At 66.5% G+C, this 18,121-nt stretch carries 17 protein-coding genes; 6 read left to right on the top strand and 11 right to left on the bottom strand.

The window, feature by feature from the left end; translation table 11 throughout:
* Positions 1–7: 7 nt before the first annotated feature.
* Both N4261_RS11930 and N4261_RS11925 read right to left on the bottom strand, forming a co-directional pair.
* Positions 8–412, bottom strand: coding sequence for an ElaB/YgaM/YqjD family protein (locus tag N4261_RS11930; RefSeq protein WP_261760351.1), 405 nt, complete (start codon positions 410–412; stop codon positions 8–10).
* A 121-nt stretch (positions 413–533) separates the two neighbouring features.
* On the bottom strand, positions 534–1,085 hold the full coding sequence (locus tag N4261_RS11925) for a hypothetical protein (RefSeq protein ID WP_261760350.1): 552 nt from the start codon (positions 1,083–1,085) through the stop codon (positions 534–536).
* Between the two features lie 261 nt (positions 1,086–1,346).
* Between N4261_RS11925 and N4261_RS11920 the strand changes: the two genes are divergently transcribed.
* The 3 genes from N4261_RS11920 to N4261_RS11910 all read left to right on the top strand — a co-directional run bounded on the left by N4261_RS11920 (position 1,347) and on the right by N4261_RS11910 (position 4,126).
* On the top strand, positions 1,347–1,898 hold the full coding sequence (locus N4261_RS11920; RefSeq protein WP_261760349.1) for a response regulator: 552 nt from the start codon (positions 1,347–1,349) through the stop codon (positions 1,896–1,898).
* A 585-nt stretch (positions 1,899–2,483) separates the two neighbouring features.
* Entirely contained in the window at positions 2,484–3,353 is an 870-nt protein-coding gene (locus N4261_RS11915) for an SDR family NAD(P)-dependent oxidoreductase (protein ID WP_261760348.1), read from the top strand.
* Between the two features lie 8 nt (positions 3,354–3,361).
* Complete coding sequence (locus N4261_RS11910; protein ID WP_261760347.1) at positions 3,362–4,126, top strand: D-glycero-alpha-D-manno-heptose-1,7-bisphosphate 7-phosphatase; 765 nt, start codon at positions 3,362–3,364, stop codon at positions 4,124–4,126.
* Here the strand turns inward: N4261_RS11910 and N4261_RS11905 are convergent.
* From N4261_RS11905 to N4261_RS11895, 3 genes are all read right to left on the bottom strand, one after another.
* Positions 4,077–5,300, bottom strand: coding sequence for a DNA topoisomerase IB (locus tag N4261_RS11905; protein WP_261760346.1), 1,224 nt, complete (start codon positions 5,298–5,300; stop codon positions 4,077–4,079). The genes N4261_RS11910 and N4261_RS11905 overlap by 50 nt on opposite strands.
* A 322-nt stretch (positions 5,301–5,622) precedes the next feature.
* Positions 5,623–7,083 carry a sigma-54-dependent transcriptional regulator gene (locus N4261_RS11900; protein WP_261760345.1) on the bottom strand — a complete coding sequence of 487 codons (1,461 nt, stop codon included), beginning with the start codon at positions 7,081–7,083 and terminating at the stop codon, positions 5,623–5,625.
* Positions 7,084–7,530: 447 nt separating this feature from the next.
* Positions 7,531–7,917: a hypothetical protein gene (locus N4261_RS11895; RefSeq protein ID WP_261760344.1), complete on the bottom strand. Its 387-nt coding sequence runs from the start codon at positions 7,915–7,917 to the stop codon at positions 7,531–7,533.
* A 190-nt stretch (positions 7,918–8,107) separates the two neighbouring features.
* On the opposite strand from N4261_RS11895, the gene N4261_RS11890 reads away from it, so the two are divergent.
* A complete protein-coding gene (locus N4261_RS11890; RefSeq protein WP_261760343.1) occupies positions 8,108–10,927 on the top strand; it encodes a hybrid sensor histidine kinase/response regulator in 2,820 nt (939 codons plus the stop codon).
* A 177-nt stretch (positions 10,928–11,104) separates the two neighbouring features.
* Here N4261_RS11890 and N4261_RS11885 read toward each other — a convergent pair whose 3' ends face one another.
* The 4 genes from N4261_RS11885 to N4261_RS11870 all read right to left on the bottom strand — a co-directional run bounded on the left by N4261_RS11885 (position 11,105) and on the right by N4261_RS11870 (position 15,267).
* Positions 11,105–12,445 (bottom strand): glycosyltransferase family 9 protein, encoded by a 1,341-nt coding sequence (locus N4261_RS11885; RefSeq protein WP_261760342.1) that lies wholly within the window; start codon positions 12,443–12,445, stop codon positions 11,105–11,107.
* Entirely contained in the window at positions 12,442–13,008 is a 567-nt protein-coding gene (locus N4261_RS11880; protein ID WP_261760341.1) for an HAD family hydrolase, read from the bottom strand. The genes N4261_RS11885 and N4261_RS11880 overlap by 4 nt, the downstream gene beginning before the upstream one ends.
* Positions 13,009–13,295: 287 nt before the next feature.
* The gene (locus N4261_RS11875) at positions 13,296–13,748 is read right to left on the bottom strand and encodes a hypothetical protein (protein WP_261760340.1); all 453 of its coding nucleotides are present in this window, start codon (positions 13,746–13,748) and stop codon (positions 13,296–13,298) included.
* 310 nt (positions 13,749–14,058) lie between these two features.
* The gene (locus N4261_RS11870; RefSeq protein ID WP_261760339.1) at positions 14,059–15,267 is read right to left on the bottom strand and encodes a hypothetical protein; all 1,209 of its coding nucleotides are present in this window, start codon (positions 15,265–15,267) and stop codon (positions 14,059–14,061) included.
* Positions 15,268–15,434: 167 nt separating this feature from the next.
* Here N4261_RS11870 and N4261_RS11865 point away from each other — a divergent pair, with 167 nt between their 5' ends.
* Complete coding sequence (locus N4261_RS11865) at positions 15,435–15,599, top strand: hypothetical protein (RefSeq protein WP_261760338.1); 165 nt, start codon at positions 15,435–15,437, stop codon at positions 15,597–15,599.
* A gap of 145 nt (positions 15,600–15,744) precedes the next feature.
* Here N4261_RS11865 and N4261_RS11860 read toward each other — a convergent pair whose 3' ends face one another.
* Positions 15,745–16,653 (bottom strand): YihY/virulence factor BrkB family protein, encoded by a 909-nt coding sequence (locus N4261_RS11860; protein ID WP_261760337.1) that lies wholly within the window; start codon positions 16,651–16,653, stop codon positions 15,745–15,747.
* Positions 16,654–16,800: 147 nt separating this feature from the next.
* Here N4261_RS11860 and N4261_RS11855 point away from each other — a divergent pair, with 147 nt between their 5' ends.
* On the top strand, positions 16,801–17,142 hold the full coding sequence (locus N4261_RS11855) for a PRC-barrel domain-containing protein (protein WP_261760336.1): 342 nt from the start codon (positions 16,801–16,803) through the stop codon (positions 17,140–17,142).
* A 237-nt stretch (positions 17,143–17,379) separates the two neighbouring features.
* On the opposite strand, the gene N4261_RS11850 is transcribed toward N4261_RS11855, so the two are convergent.
* Positions 17,380–17,730 carry a hypothetical protein gene (locus N4261_RS11850; protein ID WP_261760335.1) on the bottom strand — a complete coding sequence of 117 codons (351 nt, stop codon included), beginning with the start codon at positions 17,728–17,730 and terminating at the stop codon, positions 17,380–17,382.
* Positions 17,731–18,121 lie beyond the last annotated feature (391 nt).

Below are 18,121 nucleotides of genomic sequence, written 5' to 3'. Positions count from 1 at the left end.
GCCGCGGTCAGCGCGTCAGGCGAGCGATGAGCAGGCCCACCGCCAGGGCCGTGCCGACGGCCGCCAGCGGATGCTGACGCACGCTGCCGCGCAGGCTCTCGCACCACTCGTTGCCCACGTTGCGGGCCTGGTCGGCGCGCTGATGCAGCAGATCACCGGTGTCCTCCAGGCTTTTCTGCAAATGCTGCACCGCCGGGGTGGCCTGGTTGGCCAGCTTGTCGATGGTGGCATGGGCAGTCTGCGCCACGCGATTCACCAGGTCCACACCGGTGGTGCTGGACGGCGTCGCGCCGTTCTTCACCGCAGCCGAAGCCGACGAAGCAGCTTGGGCGACGGAGGCCTTGGCAGCATCCTCCGAGGTGGTGAACGGAACCGTCTTGTCGGTCTTTTCGTTGCTGGGCGTCGTGGACATGGAGAAATCCTTTCGGGTTGATGGTCAGGACCGAACAATTTCGGTCGGTGGTGCGCTTGTTTGGCAAGCCGCATGCCGGGCGACCTCATCAGGGGTCATGGCCGGTGTGGCGGCCCCCGGTTCATCGGGGCAGCGGCGGCTTGGGATGCGTGTCGAGCCCGCGGTCCGGCGACTCCGCCACCTGCGGACGTCCGACCTCACGCTCGATCATTTCCTCGATGATGAAATGGCCGTAGTACTGGGCCCGTTCGGCCTCATGGCGCTGGGCGAGGTCGGCAATCTGACGGGCCTGTTCGTCGTTTTCGGCCTTCACTGCCAGGAAGTGATAGCCCCGCTCAGCCAACTCGCCATGGCTACGCAACAGGTTGATCTCCTGGCCGATGGCGGCCAGGGGACTGGCCTGTCGCAGGTCGTCGGCCACCTGCGCCACCATCTCGCGATCGGTGTAGGCATGGATGTCCTCGGGCGCGATCGGCAAATCGCCGAGCGCCTGCCGCGCGGCATCGGCATGTTCTGCGGAGGGGAAGCTGATCACCAGGTGGCCCACCGGCTTGTAGACACCGAAACTGGTGGGGCGATCCTCCCGTGCGCCCGGCGAGCCGGGCGAGGCCGGCGTGCCGCGATCAATGCTGGCGGGGTCGCTGGAGTCGATGGAGTCGATGGGGGTGGCCATGGGGACCTCCGGCACGAAGCCGAGTGGAGATAGCCGAATCCAGGCAAGGCGCAAGCCCGCCAAGTCCCCTCTTTTTCGTAACACGCTGTCGACGAAACCATGGACACATGCGGTAATGACTGCATCGGGCGAAGTCCAGAGGGAACGAAAGACGCGCCGGTGGCGAATGCGATGACCGTGCTCCCAATCACGTGGGATTGAAACGGGCACGACACTTGCCCCTGATCGCGATCACCTTTTCGCAGGGAAGGAGCGAACAAGATGAACGACGGTCTCACCTCAGTGCTGTACGTGGAGGACAGCCCGCTCAACGTCATCGTCATGGAAGCGATGTTTGAGCAACGACGTGATCTGCGATTGCATGTCGCAGAAGCCGGCATGCCCGCCTGGCGACTGAGTGCACGCCTGCAGCCGCAACTGCTGCTGGTCGACCTCAACCTGCCGGACTGCCATGGCGCGGAGCTGCTCAAGCTGCTGCGCATGCGTCGCGGCTGGGCACAGGTGCCGGCGATTGCGGTGACCGCCGATTCCGATTTCGACGCCCTCGGCGCCGGCTTCCAGGAGCTGTGGGCCAAGCCGCTGGACGTGCGCCGCACGCTGGCCCGGCTGGCCGAATTGCTGCCCCCGCCACGCGGCATCCATGGCTCGGTCGGCGGGTTGGAGGGCGGCACCGCCGGTGACCCCACGCTGGGCAATGGCCCACAGCAAGGTCGTCCGGGTGAGCCCACCTTCCCGCCGCCGGGCCGCCTCGCCTCCGCCAGGGCCTTGCGCCCGGCATGCGAGCCCATCAGTCCCTGGATGGAAGCCCGCTGAGCGGCACCGTCGACTGCCGTCACGACGCACCACCCCGATCACCCGTCTGATCCCTTCCCTCAGCGGTGACCGCAGTCACCCCACGATCGGGTGTGCGCTTAACACCGATGCCCCTCTCTCTGCGAGCGCTGTAGCTTCGGCGAAGGTTCTCGTCAGGCCAGGGGAAGCGTTCCCGCCCGCCCCGCCTTGCCCCCACCTCGACCTGACGCGCGATCCGGCACATCTCTGCAGGCCAACCGCCTTGCCAGCACGCAATCGCCGAGCGTCAGCCGCCGAGCGTCAGCCACCGAGCGACGACGGCCTCATCGAGCAGCTTCGATCAACTGGGCGAACAGCGACCACAAACACCTCCAAAGACGACGTCCGGCACGCCGCCTGCCATGGCTCCTCGTTGGAGCCACGCGTGCGCGTTGCTGACAGAGAGGGGTGGCGAATCAAGGTGTATCTGCCGCCCTCACATCACCTGTAGTTGTAGGTCTTGCTTTTTCTTGTCCGTACCGTGAGGCGACGTCAGGCGTGCCTCGAAGAATCGCGCTCATTCGTTCCACAAGCCTTCACGTTTTCAAGTACAGGATCTTCGCCATCATGGATGCCCAACCCCAAGCCGCTGACCCCTTCTCGACGTCCAGCCTGACCCACGTCGCTGCCGACCCCTTCCCAGACACCGAGCCCGCTGCGCTGATCGCCTTGCGCGCACCGATCGCGAGTGGCTCGCTGCAAGGCGGCGTCGCGCTGATCGCCGGCGGCAGTCGTGGACTGGGTGCCGCGATTGCGCAGGTGCTGGGCGAGACCGGAATGCGGGTGGTGTTGACCGACACTGACCTCCAACGCGCCCAGGACTGCGCCGCCGTGCTGGGTGAGCGCGGCATCCAGGTGCTGCCGCTGGCACTGGATGGCGGGGATGCCAGCCAATGCGCCACCGTGGTCGACGCCGTGGTGCGGCAGTTCGGCCGGCTCGACGCGCTGATCCAGCATGCCTCGGTCGATGCCAGCGCACCGCTGGCCATGACCCGACCGGCCAGCGCCCAAATGCTGCGCCAGGGCACCGGCGGTCACATCGTCAACATCTCCTACACCACCACGCCGGGCTGGCCGGAAGCGGGTGCCGGGGGATCGGTCGGCTGGGGCCGCATCGGCCGCGCGCATGCGCTGCACGCCACGGTGGGTGACCCGAAACCCCTGCGCTTCAGCCACATCGACGACAGCCGCCTGCGCAATCCGCTGCAGGTGGCCCGCGCGGTGCGGGAAGCGCTGATGCCGATGGCGCCGACCCTGGCCTTCAGCGGCACCGCCCCGGCTGCGATCCCGACGACGGTCGACCGCTTCCTGACGGCCGAGCCGCGACGGGATGACGTGTTGGCGGCGCCACTGGTCGCAGCGGCCTCCGCAGCGACCGCCGCGAGCAGCACCACCGCCCTCTCCGCCTTCTCTGCCCATTCTTCCATCAGTCCGTGAGGCCCCCCTTGAGCACCACCCTCAACGATTTCCTGATGGCCAAGCTGGTCGGTTCGCCGGCCTCGGCCCGGCCGTTGCGACCGGGCGTGTTCGTGGACCTGGATGGCACCTTGATCGAGCCCCTGCCGGCCGACCTCGCTGATCCCAACCCGGTGCGCTTCATGCCCGGCGCAGGCGCAGCGATCGCCCGGTTGCGTGAAGCGGGACTGGCGGTGGTGATCGTGACCAACCAAAGCGGCATCGCGCGCGGCTATTTCTCGCGCGCCCAGTTCGCCCGACTGCAGGATGTGCTGGAGCGTCGCCTCCAGGAGGAGTTCGGTGTCCAGATCGAGGACGTGGCCGTCTGCCCGCACAGCCCGGACGCCCGCGGCCGCCCCGCCTGTCTGTGTCGCAAGCCGGCGCCGGGCATGCTGACGCGCGCCGCGCGCGCCCATGGGCTGGACCTGGCGCGCTCTTGGATGATTGGCGACACGCTGGATGATGTCGAAGCCGGTCACCGTGCCGGCGCACGCAGCGTGCTGCTAGACAGCGGCGGCGAAACCGAATGGCGTCTGTCGCCGCTGCGCGAGCCGGACGGCCGCTTCAACGCGTGGGAGCCGCTGGTCGATCAGTTGCTCACTGCGGTGTCGCCACTGCCGTCGCCCGATCCGCTGCGGGCGGCGAGCCCGGCTCAGATGCTGGATGAGCCCGATCGCACAACAGGCGTGGGCTCGGCGCTGTCGGTCAGGTTGCGGCCATCGCTGTTTGCTTCGTCGATCCCTTCGGCGCTTTGACGGCGGTCGTCGGCTGATTGGGCGCCCTCGCCCCGGATGCCCGACCCCGCTGGGCGGCATCGCGACCCGCCGCTGAACGGCGCCGGGTGTCGCGTTTGGCATGACTGGGCGACGGAGCGGGTGAGGCCGTCACCGTGACCACGGCCGCAGAGGCTGCCGCGCCGACCTGCGCCGAAGCCGTCGCACGCAGCAAACCGATCAGCCGACGCTCAGGTACGCTCAAACCGGCCACCGACGGCGGTTCGCGCATCCACGGTTGAACGGGCAACTGATCGAACTGATCGGCGCTGGCCCAGTCGATGACGGCCGGATGCACATACGACTTGCGGCACACCGCCACGGTGTTGCCCAAACGCCCGGCCACCTGGGTCAGCACGTCCTTCAGTGCGGCCGCAGGCGCCCGACCTGCACGCGCCTGCGCCTGCAACAGATCCAGCGCCAACACACTGGCATGCCAGGTGCGAAACACCTTGGCGCTGCAGGTCGGACTGCCGACCCGCGCCAACCAGTCATTCACATCGGACGCATCGATGCGGTGCGGTTCGCCCTGCTCATCTTCATAGCCGAAGAGCTCCTGACCCGGCAGGTCGCGGCAATGGCGGACCAAGGCGGCCACCCGCTCATCCTTCACCGCCAGTTGATGGCGGACCCCACTCTTGCCGACGAAGCTCAGCAGCAGCGCATCGCCGCTGACCTTCACATGCCGGCACAGCAGCGTGCTCAGGCCGTAGGACCCATTGGTGCGGGCATATTCCCGGTGGCCGATGCGCATCCAGGTGCGGTCCAGCAGCCGCACCAATGCGGCAATCACCCGGTCTCGACCCAGGCCGCGATCGCCCAGGCGCCGCTGCACCTGACGACGCAGGCGCGGCAGGCCGGCGGCGAAGTCGGTCAGCGAGCCGAACTTGTTGTCACCGCGCAGGGCCATCCAGTCGGCGTGGTAGCGGTACTGCTTGCGGCCCTTCGCATCACGCGCGGTGGCCTGGATATGACCGTCCTCGCGCGCACAGATCCAGACCTGCTCATACGCCGGCGGAATGGCCAGCGCGCGGATGCGGCGAAGCACCTCCGGGTCGCGCACCGAGCGACCTGACGCATCGATATAGCGAAATCCCTTGCCGGCGCGCTGGCGGCGCAAGCCGGGCTCGCAGTCGGACACCCATCGCAAACTCATCGGAGCTCCTGCGCATTCAGATGCCGATGCTCAGGCAGTCCGCATGCCCATGCGAGTCGGGCGGCCAAGCGGCCAAGCGGCCAAGGGGCCGAACGGGCCAAACGGCCGAGCAGGCCTGAAAAGAACTCAGGGCCCTTGTGGGACCCTGGTTCTTTGTCACCTCGGTCTCGGAGAGCCGGCTGCTTGGATCCGCTGTCTGTCGCCCGGAGATCCGGGCGCGGTGCGACGGCCCGCTGCGAGCCCTCGCCCCGGGGCCGGCTCACGCCAGCCCCTTCGTCGTCATCTCACATCACACGCCAGCACAGGCCTGGCGTCCTGAAACTCAGGCGTTGTCGGCCGCTGCGGCATCTTCGGCCGCATATTCCTTCAAGCGGTTGTAGAGCGTCTTGAGGCTGATGCCCAGCACCGCCGCCGTCTGTTCCTTGTGGTGCTTGTAGTGCTGCAAGGTGGCCAGGATGAAGGCCTTTTCCACCTGAGCCATCGAGCTGCCCAGCGGCATCACCACGGACGGCCCAGACACCTCGGCCTGGGCCGCAGGCATTGCGGCGCTGCCCGATGAGGAGACACCGCTCCCCCCGGCCGGCACGCCAGCTCCGCCCTGCGGCGATCCCGAATCGGCGGGATTGAGTTCACCGCGAGGCAGCCATTGCTCGTCGACCGTGTCGCCGGTGGCCATGACATAGGCGCGCTGCACCGCATTGCGGAGTTCACGCACATTGCCGGGCCAGCGGTAGGTCTGCAGCTGCTGCAGCGCCCGCGGCGTGAAGCGCTTGGACTTGCCTTCCTTCGATCCGATGCCGATCAGGAAGTGCTCGGCCAGCAGCGGCACGTCGTCCAGACGGTCGCGCAGCGGCGGCATCTCGATCGGGAACACATTCAGGCGATAGAGCAAATCCTCGCGCAGCTTGCCGGCCTGCACCGCCTGCAGCAGCGGGCGGTTGGATGCGGCAATCACCCGCACATCGGCATCGATGCTCACCGTGGAGCCCACGCGCATGAAACGGCCCGTCTCCAGCACGCGCAGCAGCTTGACCTGCAGCTCCAGCGGCATTTCGGTGAGCTCGTCCAGGAACAGGGTGCCGCCACTGGCGCGCTCGAAGAAGCCTTCGTGCTGCTTGTCCGCGCCGGTGAATGCGCCCTTCTCATGACCGAAGATTTCGCTCTCGATCAAATTGGGCGAGATCGCACCGCAGTTCACCGCCAGGAACGGCTTCTTGCGACGGCGGCTCAGGTCATGCACCGTCTGCGCCACCAGCTCCTTGCCGGTCCCGCTTTCGCCGTTGATGAACACCGACACACTGGTGCCCGCCACCCGCGAGATCTGCTCGTAGATGCGCTGCATCGGTGGGGTGCGTCCCCACAGCAGACCGAAGTGGCCGCTGTTGGCCAGGTTGGAGCGCAGGTCCGCCACTTCCGCCTGCAGCGCCGCCGGCTTCATCACCCGCGACAGCACACCTTGGAGCTGACGGATGTTGATCGGCTTGACCAGGTAGTCCGCCGCGCCCAGGCGCAGCGCCTGGATCGAGGTGTCGAGACTGGCATGGCCGGTGATCAACACGACTTCCGAATTGGCCACCAGCTGCGGATCGGAAAACAGCTCCATGCCGTTGCCGTCCGGCAGTTGAAGATCCAGCAGCACCACGTCGGGCTGCTGCAGGGCGATGTGCCGCCGCGCATCACGCAAGGTGTGCGCCACCGAAACGGTGAACTTCTCGCTCGCAATCAGTTCTTGCAAGGTGGCGACGGAATCGACATCGTCATCCACGATCAAGGCATGGGTCACCGGTTCATCCTTGGTAGTTGAGGACACCACGGCACGATTGCCGGGCATCCGGTGACGACGATCGGATCAACGAACGCGTCACCTGTTGGGTTTCATGGCGGGGCGGCCGGCAGTCCTGTGCCTGCAACGCCGCGGAAGGCCCGCCACATCGGCGATTCAATCGCTTTTCAAATCACGCGCTTGAATCACCATAACTCATTCTTGCAGCAACGCGCCCTGATGAAAGTAGTTTGCGCGACCGCGTTTGAAAAATTTTCTAGTGACAACGTTCGACTCCGCCGAACCCTCGCGTCATCGAGCTGAATGCCGCACGCGACAGGCTCTCTCCGAACATTCATGGCGAAGCTCGATAGGCGAACCGGCGCAGAGGCCGCAGAAAAAGCGGCTCGCGGCCGCTGGTTGAAATGAGGCGCTGGATGTTTGTCCGCGCCTGGCAGCACCACGACCTCAGGCATCGGGGCGCCGACGCTGCATCCACCCCACCAGCGCCAGCGCCACCACCAAGGTGAGCACGCTGCGAACGTCCTGGGACGTGGGTGCGTCATCGTCCTTTGGCGAGGGCGTGCCTGATGTGGCCGTCCCGGTGGTGACCGCCTGCGTCCCGGTGGGCGATGCGGCACGACCGTCGGAAGACCACCGGGTCTCTTTGGCCGAGACCCTGCTGTCGGCCGAGTCCCTCGACGTGAGCGAGGACGGGGCATTGCCGGCCTGCGCCGAGCTGTGCACCAAACTCGCCAGACGCGCGCCCTCCAGGAAACTGCCGGCGGCTTCTGCATGGGCGGCAGAAGCCCCCAGCAGGACCACCCACAACCCCATCCGTTGACGCAACAACATGAACATCTCCAGTAATGGCAAGCGCCGCGGCAAGTAGGGCAAGCAACGTGCCTGCAAAAACGTTCGGTCACGATTTCCCACTGCTTTACGGGACATTTCCGAGCTGCCAACGCGAGCGGATGATCCAATCTCCACGCTGCCAGGCCGCATCGCCGCGTGCCTGGCCTGCATGACAAGGAAAGGTCCACGGATGCAAGTCAGCGACGCCAGCCGCCAGTTCTTTCAACGCTTGGCCTATGTGGTCGGGCTGGCGCTGCTGGCCATGGCGCTGCAATGGCTCGCGCGACCGTTCATCGGCAATGGCGAGCCCTTCCTGTTCTTCCTGCCGGCGGTGGCCTTGGCCTCCGTCTGGTTCGGGCGCGCGCCGGGGGCGCTGGTGCTGGTGGCCGGCCTGGCGAGTGCCGGCCTGGACGAGCTCACATTCCAGGAGTTCTGGCAGAACAATGGCAGCCGGGTGACGATTTCGGTCTACCTGATCTATGGCGTGCTGCTGATTGCGCTGGGTGAGCTGATCCGGCAGCGCACGCTGCGGGCCACCCAGGCGCAGGCCCGCCTGCGGCTGCTGGCCGAGGAAACCGATGTCGGCCTGTTCGAGGTGGACAAGCAGCAGGACACCATCTATTTGTCGCCGCCCCTGGCGCGACTGTGCGGCGTGTCGCTGCCGGATCAGGCGGTGCCGACGGCCCGGCTGGTCCGGCAGTTGCCGACGGCGCTGGTGGCCCAGGGCCGATTGGGGCTGGAATCCCTGCTCAGCCGCGGCGGCGAGCGGATCGAACATGAGCTGGCCTGGGACACGCCCTCCGGCGTGCGATGGCTGCTGCTCCGGGTGCGCCTGGTCCGCGACGATCAACGGGTGACCCACCTGCGCGGCGCAGTGGTGGACATCACCGAACGCAAGCACATGGAGACCCAGCTTCAGGACACCCAGCTTGCGTTGAGCCGGCAGATCGACGACCTGCACCGTCTGCAGGACCTCAGCAGCCGGCTGCTCGACACCCGCGCCTTGCAGCAGCAACTCCAGCTGGTGCTGGAAGCGGTGGTGGACCTGCATCAGGCCGAGCATGGCCTGCTGTCGCTGCTCGACCCGGACCCGAACCACCCGGTGCTGCGCATCGAAGCCTCGACCGGATACGACGCCCCCACACTCGCCCGGATCCAACAGCTCATGCTGGCCGGCGGCGGCACCTGCGGCATGGCGCAGCAGCGGCGGGAGCGCATCATCGTCAACGACTTCGAGACCGATGCCCGCTGCCTCGATCTTCGACCGCTGGCGCAGGCCTGTGGCCTTCGCGCCGCCCACAGCACGCCCCTGATCAGCGAAAGCGGCGAGCTGCTGGGGATCATCAGCATCCAGTTCGCCCAACCGAGAGCGATCACCGACCGAGAGATCGCGCTGACCGACCTGTGTGCCCGCAAGGGCATCGTCCATACCGAGCGGGCGCGCGCCAAAGCTGATCTGGAGGAATCCCAGCATCGCTTCGAGGCGGTGCTGGACGCCTCCGCGGCGCCCTTCTGCGTGCTCACGCCTTCCCACGATGCAGCCGGTGCGATCGACGACTTCTGCCTCACCTACCTCAACAGCGCCGCCGCCGATGCCATCGGCGCCCCGCGCGCGGCGCTGCTGCATCAGCCGCTGAATCGCCTGATGCCCGGCTGCTGGCGCACCCAGCCGGAGGCCTTGGAACACTGCGTGGCGGTGGTGACGCGCCACCACAACCGGGCGTTCGAACTCACCATGGCCGACCACGGGACCTTCCAGTGCATCGCCTCGCCGGTGCGTGGATCGATCGCCCTGTGGTTCTCGGACGTCTCCGACCGCAAGCGCTATGAGCGCGAGCTGCGGGACGCCGACCGACGCAAGGATGAGTTCCTCGCCACCCTGGCCCATGAGCTGCGCAATCCGCTGGCGCCGATCCGCCAGGCGGCCCTGCTGTCCAACTCACCGCGCGCCACCGAAGCGCAGAAGCTCTGGAGCCATGCGGTGATCGAACGCCAGGTCCAGCACATGGCCTTGTTGCTGGACGATCTGCTGGACATCTCGCGCATCACCCGCGGTGTGCTGTCCCTGCGGCTGGCGGAGGTGGAGTTGTCGGCCATCATCGAAGCCGCGATCGAAACCGCACGGCCGGCGATCGACGCCAAGGGCCATCAGTTGCGCGTCTCGCTGCCGACCGAACCGGTGCGCTTCGAGGCCGATGCCCTGCGACTGTCCCAGGTGGTGGCCAATCTGCTGACCAATGCCGCCAAATACACCGACGCGCACGGCGAGTTGACGGTGCGCGCCTGGACCCGTGCAACCCCGCGTGCCGATGCGTCGGAACCGTCGTCGACCGATCAGGAGGTCATGATCGAGGTCAGCGACAACGGCATCGGCATTCCGCCGGAATCGCTGGACGAGGTCTTCACCATGTTCACCCAGTTGCGGCGCGGGACCGAGCGCGTCAATGACGGGCTGGGCATCGGCCTGGCCCTGACGCGCGGTCTGGTGGCGTTGCACGGCGGCGGCATCGACGCCCACAGCGAGGGTGCCGGTCGCGGCAGCCGGTTCACCGTGCGCATGCCCCTTCGTCCGGTGGTCGCCACCGACAGCGTGCAGCCGGCCATCGACGCGGACGGGGCCGCCCCGCTGAGCATCCTCATCGCCGACGACAACCGGGACGCGGCGGAAAGCTTGGCGGTGCTGCTCGAGCTGCAAGGGCACCGGGTGTCGCTGGCGTTCGACGGTCAGGAAGCACTGACCGAATTCGAGCGCCAACCGGCGGATGTGTGCCTGCTGGACATCGGCATGCCGCATTTGAATGGCAATGAAGTCGCTCGCCGGATCCGGGCGCTGCCGCTGAATCGCCGTCCGGTCCTGGTCGCCATCACGGGCTGGGGTCAGGACACGGATCGGCAGGATGCCATTGCCGCCGGCTTTGATCACCACCTCACCAAGCCGGTCGATCCGACCCAGTTGGACGCGCTGCTGTCCCATGCCCGACAGCCCGCGCCCGCCCTGCTCTCAATCTGAATCCGAGTCCGAGTCGGCGTCCGAGTCAGAGACCGAATCGGAGTCCGAATCCGAATCGGAATCCGAATTGGAATCCGGGCCTGGGTCCGCGTTTGGATCTGCATCCGGCGCTACACCGGACGCTGGTTCTGGGCCTGCAATGGCGCTCGCCGTGGTCCTGGCGATCAGGTCGCGTGATCAGACGAGATCCGGGTAGCTTCGCGAGCTCGATTCCGCCCGCGCGTGGGTCTGCTGGCTGGGCGCCTCCGGGTGCGACAGCAGGCTGCGCAGCGCGGGCTTGGCCAGCAAGCGACGCAATGAGCGCTCCGGGGACAGGCGTCGGACCGTGTCGTCCTCGGGTTGATCCTGGTCCGCCCACCGTTCGCTCGGCACATTCAGCGCCGTCGCCAGGTGCGCCACCCAGGGCTCCTCGCAGACGACGCCGCAGGCGCCCTCGACCAGCGCGGCGAACTCGCCCAGCCACCGCTCGGTGCGCGCGGTGGCCAGTACCAAGGCGTCCCCCGCCACGGCGGACCGCGACTCGGTAAGCGCTCGGTCTGAGGCGTCCGGGAGCAGGAACACGGTCACGATGTCGCCACTGGCGCTGTTGGAAGCCCCCAGCCCGGCGAGGCGGTCCAATGCCGCCGACAGCACCGGCGATCGGCGCGACCGAGGCACTGCACCGTCACGCAGCACCGCCAGCACATAGCGTTGTCCGTCGCGCGCCCCCGCTTGCCGCAGGGCTTGCCGCACCACGGTCTGGTCGCGGGACTGCACTTTCAGCCGCAGGCGCTCATCCGCGGTGCGCAGGCCCACATGGGCCACCAGGTCGATCTGCCGACGAATCTCCCGATGCAGCGACCAGCCGGTGGACGCCTCACGCGCCAGCGAGCGGGCGTCTTCATGCGAGGGATCGGGCACCTCGTCGCTCAACAGCCCGTGGGCCCGCTCGCGCACATGCGCCAGGGTCAGCCCGATGCCGGCCATCCGGCAGACCAGCGCGGCTGGAAATGCGCTCTGCGCCGGACTGGTGAAGAGGATGGCCGCATCGAAATGACTTCGGCGCAGGCGGCGGACCAGATGCATCTCCGCATCCCCGCGCATCGTCGGTGGCTCCTGGGCCAGTGCGGCAGCGCCGGACTCGACCCAGGGAAGATGGAAGGACATGATGTCGTCGACCACCGGCAGATGGTGGCGCAAGGCCTGGGTGGCCGGCGCGGCCAGCAGCGTCAGGTGCGCCCATGGCAAGGTCTCGCGCACCGCCGCAAAGGCGGGGGTGCTCATCAGCACCTGCTCCGGCAGGTCAGGACGCACCAACAGCACCCGTCGAACATTGCACCAACGGCGATGGCGTTCCGTGGCCAGCGACTCATCGCCCACCGGCATCGAGCCGGTCAAGGGCGCCACCGAGGCCGTCAACGGCAGGGTGTTTCCGAGGTGGACGGGACTCGAGCGGGGCGCCGCGTGCAGCGCCGGGTGCAGCTTCGAGTGCGGCGTGGACCCGCCGCACGCTTCGGCATCGCGGTCGTCCGGCTTCATGCGGACACCATGCCCTGCACCGGATCGTGCTTGCGGAGGATTTTCTTGGCGGCCTGCATCAGGTCGTTGGTGTCGGCATGACGCCCCGACCCCATCACCACGCTGCGGCAGCCGGCGGTGCGGGCGGCACGCCGCGTGCGCTTGCCGCCGGCGATCAGCCAGCAGCGGTCCAGGTCCAGATCGTGGCGCCGCGCCGCCTCGAAGAGCAGACCGGCGCGAGGCAACTGGCAATCGCAGGCCGGCTTGCCCGCCAGGCCTGGCAGGTGGGGACACGACAGCACATCGGTCACGCCGGATTCGCCATCCTCCTGGAACAGGCCGAGCAGCTGTTGCTGATGCAGAGCGACCTCGCCGGCAGACCAGCGCGCCAGACGTGAACCCGCCTGACTGCTGAGCAACACCAGCGAATAGCCATGCGCGGCCAGCGCGAACAAGGCGGCCTGGGCATGTGGCCGCAGGCGGGGTGTCCGATCGGCAAATTCCGGTGGCGCGATCAAGAGCGCCGACTCCTCGTCAATGAACACCGCCGGGCGCCCGGTGCCTGACCGATCCTGCTTGGACATGACACCTCCACCCTGTGTTGAATTCACCCATCCCCTGCCGCTTTGTTGTGGCAAACGACATGCCGATGGCTTGATGCTGAACCGGGCCCTGGGAGGCGGCATCGACAAGGCTGGTGATGCGCCGCCGGCGCAATCGACCTGCAGCGCGGGCTGCGCAGACCGCCGACGCAACGAAACACAACGAGGCGGCCCGAAGGCCGCCTCGTTCATCTCGGTCAAGCCGTCAGTCAATCAGTCCGAAGACGGATCGCCAGTCCGTCAAATCAAACGATACGACGGTGCTGAACTCAGTTCCGATCGGCGCGCGCCGGCAGCGAGCTGTTGGCATTCATGTCGCTGGTGGAGGTGTCGGTCGACGGATTCATCGTCGGATCGGTGGAACGGCGATTCGGGTCTTGCCAGGTGTCGGTCGTGTTGTTGTTGCCGTTGTTCTGGCTGCTGGTCGAGGTTTGACCGGTTTGCCCCGTCTGCCCCTGGTTGTAGGTGTTGGCGTTGTTGGCGTTGTTGGCGTTGTTCGCATTCGTCGCGTTGTTGGCGCGGGAGGCGTTATTCGCGTTCGTTGCGGCGTTGTTCACCTGGTTGTTATTGTTGTAGAGCGGATCATTGCTTTGCTCGCGGGCGCTGTTGGAGCCCGAGCTGCCCTGCCCGCCTGCGCCGGCGCTTTGCGCATGGAGGAAACCCATGCCGGAAGCGAGTGCGATGGCCATGGCGGCAGTGGTGATCTTGGAACGGCTGTTCATGTGAATCTCCTTGATGATGAATGGATGCCGGCGGTCAACGGGAGCCGGTGGCTCCGATCCGTTGGCGAACCGATCAACGGGACAGGAAGCTTTCGCATCGGGCGCTGGGCCGGATCTGCTCCGGCCATCTCAACACCCTGCAGTGAGACAACGGCAAGTGCGATGCCCACGAGCTTCCCCTGCACGGCGTCCTGGCCCCGGGGCCCCTGCGCCGCTGTGAACGGTGCGCACATCGGGACACCGGGGGTACGTGGCTCGGGTCCCACGTACCCCGGTGGACAGGACACCTGCCGCGCTTGACGCGGTCGACTTACTTGGACTTGCCCGAAGTGCCGGACGTCCCGGACAGGCCGGAGATGCCCGACCCGCTGGTGGTCGAGGAGGTGCCGCCGGACACGGTCGATCCCGCATTGCCCGAGGTGCCAGACGACAAGCCGGTGGTGCTTCCCGCCACGGTGGACGGCGACGAGCCCAGCGCCGACGACAGGCTGTCATCGGCGCGTCCACCCGTGCCGGTGGTCAGTGCGTCGGTGCGGCGGCCGGCGGCATCGTCGCTGGAGGAGGATTGACGGCCGGTGCGCTCGGTCCGCCACTTGTTGAAGTCCTCGCTGAACTTCTTGTAGCGGTCCTGACGCCAGTTTTGGTAGTCGTCATCGAGGTTGCGCAGTTGTTCGGTGCGCCATTGGTCGTAGTCCGGGTCATAGTGGCTGCGTTGGCCGGCATGCTGACCGTACGGTTGGCCTTGCTGCTGACCGTAGTGCGCGCCTGATTGCCCGTAGCTCTGGCCGGACTGACCGCCCTGCCCGGGGTAGCCGTTGCCCTGACCAGCCCCCCAGCGCGTCTCTTGCTGAAGGGCGGACCCGCCATTGCCGCCGTAGTTGCCGCCGTAGTTGCCGCCGTAGCCACCACCCTGGTAGCCACCGCCTTGATAGCTGCCGCCCTGATAACGATTGGCCTCGGCACCACCGCCGTAGCCGCCACCTTGGTAGCTGCCACCTTGGTAGCCCTGGGCCTGATGCGTGCCACCGTGCCAGCCTTGATTGCTGCCTCCATAGCCCGCATCCTCGCGCCAGCCTTCGTGGCGAGCGCCTTGGTCGCGGTAAGACGATGCACCGCGGCCATAGCCGCTGTCGTGATCGCCGTACTGGCTGCTGGACGCGCTGCTGCTGCCGCCATACGGTGACTGGTAGCCGGCCTGTCCCTCACGGCCTGCATACGGGTTGCGTGCACCGGGCTGGCTACGGTCGTCGAAGGACGACTGCGGCCGTTGAGCCCAGGTGCCGCCTTCGCCCGACCGGTCGTTCTGACCCTGGTTCTGGCCTTGTCCGTAGCCCTGTTGGCCATAGGTCTCCCGGCCGCTTGACATCGGTTGGCCCGGGTTGCTGGGCTGATGGGCGCTGTAGGCGTCGTGTCGTTCCTGTCCATAGGGGGATCGTCCTTGGGAGCGGTCGTCCCAGCCGCGTTCATTGCTGCGCTGGTCGTCTTGGCGTCCGCCTCGGTATTGCCCTTGCTGGTTCATCTTGATTCCTTTCGGTCTCTGAACGGTTGAACAGTCCGCCGCCGGCGTCTGGCTTCACCTGCATCGATCGCTGCCATGCAGGTCGATGGGCCTCGATTCACGTCGATTCGCGTCGATGGGCGGTCCGTGGGAATGAATCGGCAATCGCCATACCCATCCGAGAAGCCATGGAAGGGCTTGATGGTCGCGGCATCAATGTCACACCGCACGCCAGTGCTCATCGCATCTGGCGGGCCATGACGATCTGTTGGAAGCCTTTATTCATCGAGGTTCTCTCCGATCGAACGCTTCGATCGAACGCTTCGATGGAATGCCTCGATCAAACGCTTTGATCAAACGCTTTGATCAAACGCTTTGATCAAACGCTTCGATCAACCAGCTGACATTCCAGCGTTGTTTGACTCGATGAGCCGGGGCGCCTGTCTCGCTGCAAGGCGCGTCTGCGCTGCGGCACGGATCCCGATCAGACCGCATGGGTCAAACGGGCTTCAAAACCTGCGTGACGTGCTCCATCGCCTGTTCACGCAGGCTGTGCCGTTTGGCAAAGGCATAGCTCAACTCCGCACCCATGAGGAAGACCTGGGTGGAGTAGTAGACCCACAGCATCATCACCACCAGCGAGGCGGCCGCGCCATAAGCCGAACTGATGCCGCTGTGGCCGATGTACAGACCGATGAGCATCTTCCCCAGGCTGAACAGCGCGGCCGTGATCAGCGCGCCGACCCAGACATCCCGCCAACGGACCGGCACGTCGGGCACCCACTTGTAGATCAACGCAAACAGCACGGTGATGAGCCCATAGGCGAACACTGCATTGAGCAGTTGCGCGAGCAACAGGAAGTCGCCCATCCAGGGCGTCCACCAGCGGGACAAGGCCGACAGCGCCGCACTCGCCACCATCGACACCATCGAGAGAAAGCCCAATCCGAGAATCAGGCCCAGCGACAGCAGGCGCCGACGCAGCAGGGTGAACAGCCCGTCCCAGACCGGACCATTGCGCAGCGGTGCCTTCCAGATGCGATTGAGCGAATTCTGCAGCTCGGCGAAGACCGAGGTGGCGCCAATCAACAGCACGGCTGTGCCGATGACGGCAGCCAGACCGCCCTCTTCCGGACGATTCACCCGCTTGAGCAGGTCTTCCACCGCCATCGCGCCCTGGATGCCGACCAGACCCGACAGTTGGTCCATCACCTCGCCTCGTGCGGCCTGCTGGCCGAACACCAACCCGGCCACGGCGATCACGATCAGCAACAAGGGCGCGATCGAGAACAGGGTGTAGTAGGCCAGCGCCGCGCCCATGCTGGGCGCGTTGTCGTCGCTCCAACCTTGGGCGGCTTCGCTCACCAGGTCGACGGCTTCTTTGACGACCGACGGAAGTTTGAACATCGGGAGCAATCCTTTCAGAGTGGTGGCGAGCTCGCGGCGGCAATGGCGATTCCCGGCTCCACGCTGTGATGCGCCGAGCCGAACGACACGGGAGGGCACGCGATTTGCCAAATCAACGCTGTATCCACCCTTCAAGGAGTTACTGACATGGCCAGTACCACCATTTCCTCGGATCGCGTCGAAGGCACCAAGGTCTACAACGGCAACGGCGATAAGCTGGGCTCTATCGACAACCTGGTGATCGACAAGCGCTCCGGCCTGGTCCGCTATGCGGCCCTGGAGTTCGGCGGCTTCATGGGCATCGGCACCGATCGTTACCCGATTCCTTGGAACATGCTGAAGTACGACACCGGCCTGGACGGCTATGTCGTGCCGCTGCGTGAAGACCAGTTGGACAAGGCGCCTCGCTACGCCCAGACCGATCGTCCCGAGTACAGCGACGAATACGGCCGCAAGGTTTACGACTATTACGGCGTTGCCTGGATGTAAGTCCAACGCGGCGTCCGTGCCCCATCGCCCTGGACTCGGGCATTTGTCTGAGTCCGAGTTCGGGTCGATTTGGCGGCGGCGTCTCGGTCCTGCGATTCATCGTGGTCGTGAACTGAAACGTCGTCGTCTTTCACACCTGCAATGAAGACAAGAAAACCGCCCTCCGGGGCGGTTTCTCTTTGGGGATGGGCGGATGCGGGATCAGCCTCGCAACGTCAAGTTGCAGTCGGGACGAGATCAGTGCGCGCCGTCTTCCGGGGCCGATGCGTCCTCGGGGCGATGGGTCACCACCGGCTTGATCGCGCCTTCGCCGATGAAGCGCGCATATTCAGTGCGCGGCATCACCGCACTCAGGCGCGAGGACTCGTCCTGCCAGCCCAGCGTCACATCATGGGTGCCGATCTCGACCGACACCGGACCCGGACGGATGACCACCATCTGGCCGTCTCCCGGCCGATAGCTCACCTCGCCGCAGATGAAGGCGCTCTGCGAGAGCGGGTTCTCCGGCACCGATTGCATGTCCGTGCCGGGTTCCAAGGTCGAGGTGTCGGCGGGATGCGTGGGGGGAAGGGGCGGGCGTGCACTCATGGTGGGTCCTCCTGGAGATCGTCCCGTCCCAGTTCATCCAGCCATTGCCACAGCCGCAGCGCCATCGCAATGGCGGTGCAGGAGGCCAGGGTCATCAGCAGCAGCATGTCGTCCATGTTGGATCTCGCTTCGTGTGGCGCGCCGGCCCTGCGCAGGATCGCGCGACGGCGGGCGGACGTGGCTGTTGGGTGGTGAGCTGGAGAGAACCGGTTCGGGACCGGGTTGCGGATGAACGCATCTTGGAGGTCCGGGCATGCCCGGCGAAGCGGCGGGCGCCGCGAGGCGCTGTAGGCGCTCTCCCACAACCCGCGATCGCGCCCCAGGCCTTCACGGGCAAGAACGGAACCACAGGGGGCAACGGCGAGCGGCCAGCCTCCGTTGAAGTGACAGC

The sequence above is a fragment of the Roseateles amylovorans genome (assembly GCF_025398155.2).
GTDB lineage: Bacteria > Pseudomonadota > Gammaproteobacteria > Burkholderiales > Burkholderiaceae_C > Roseateles > Roseateles amylovorans.
This window is presented reverse-complemented; position numbering and strand designations above follow the sequence as displayed.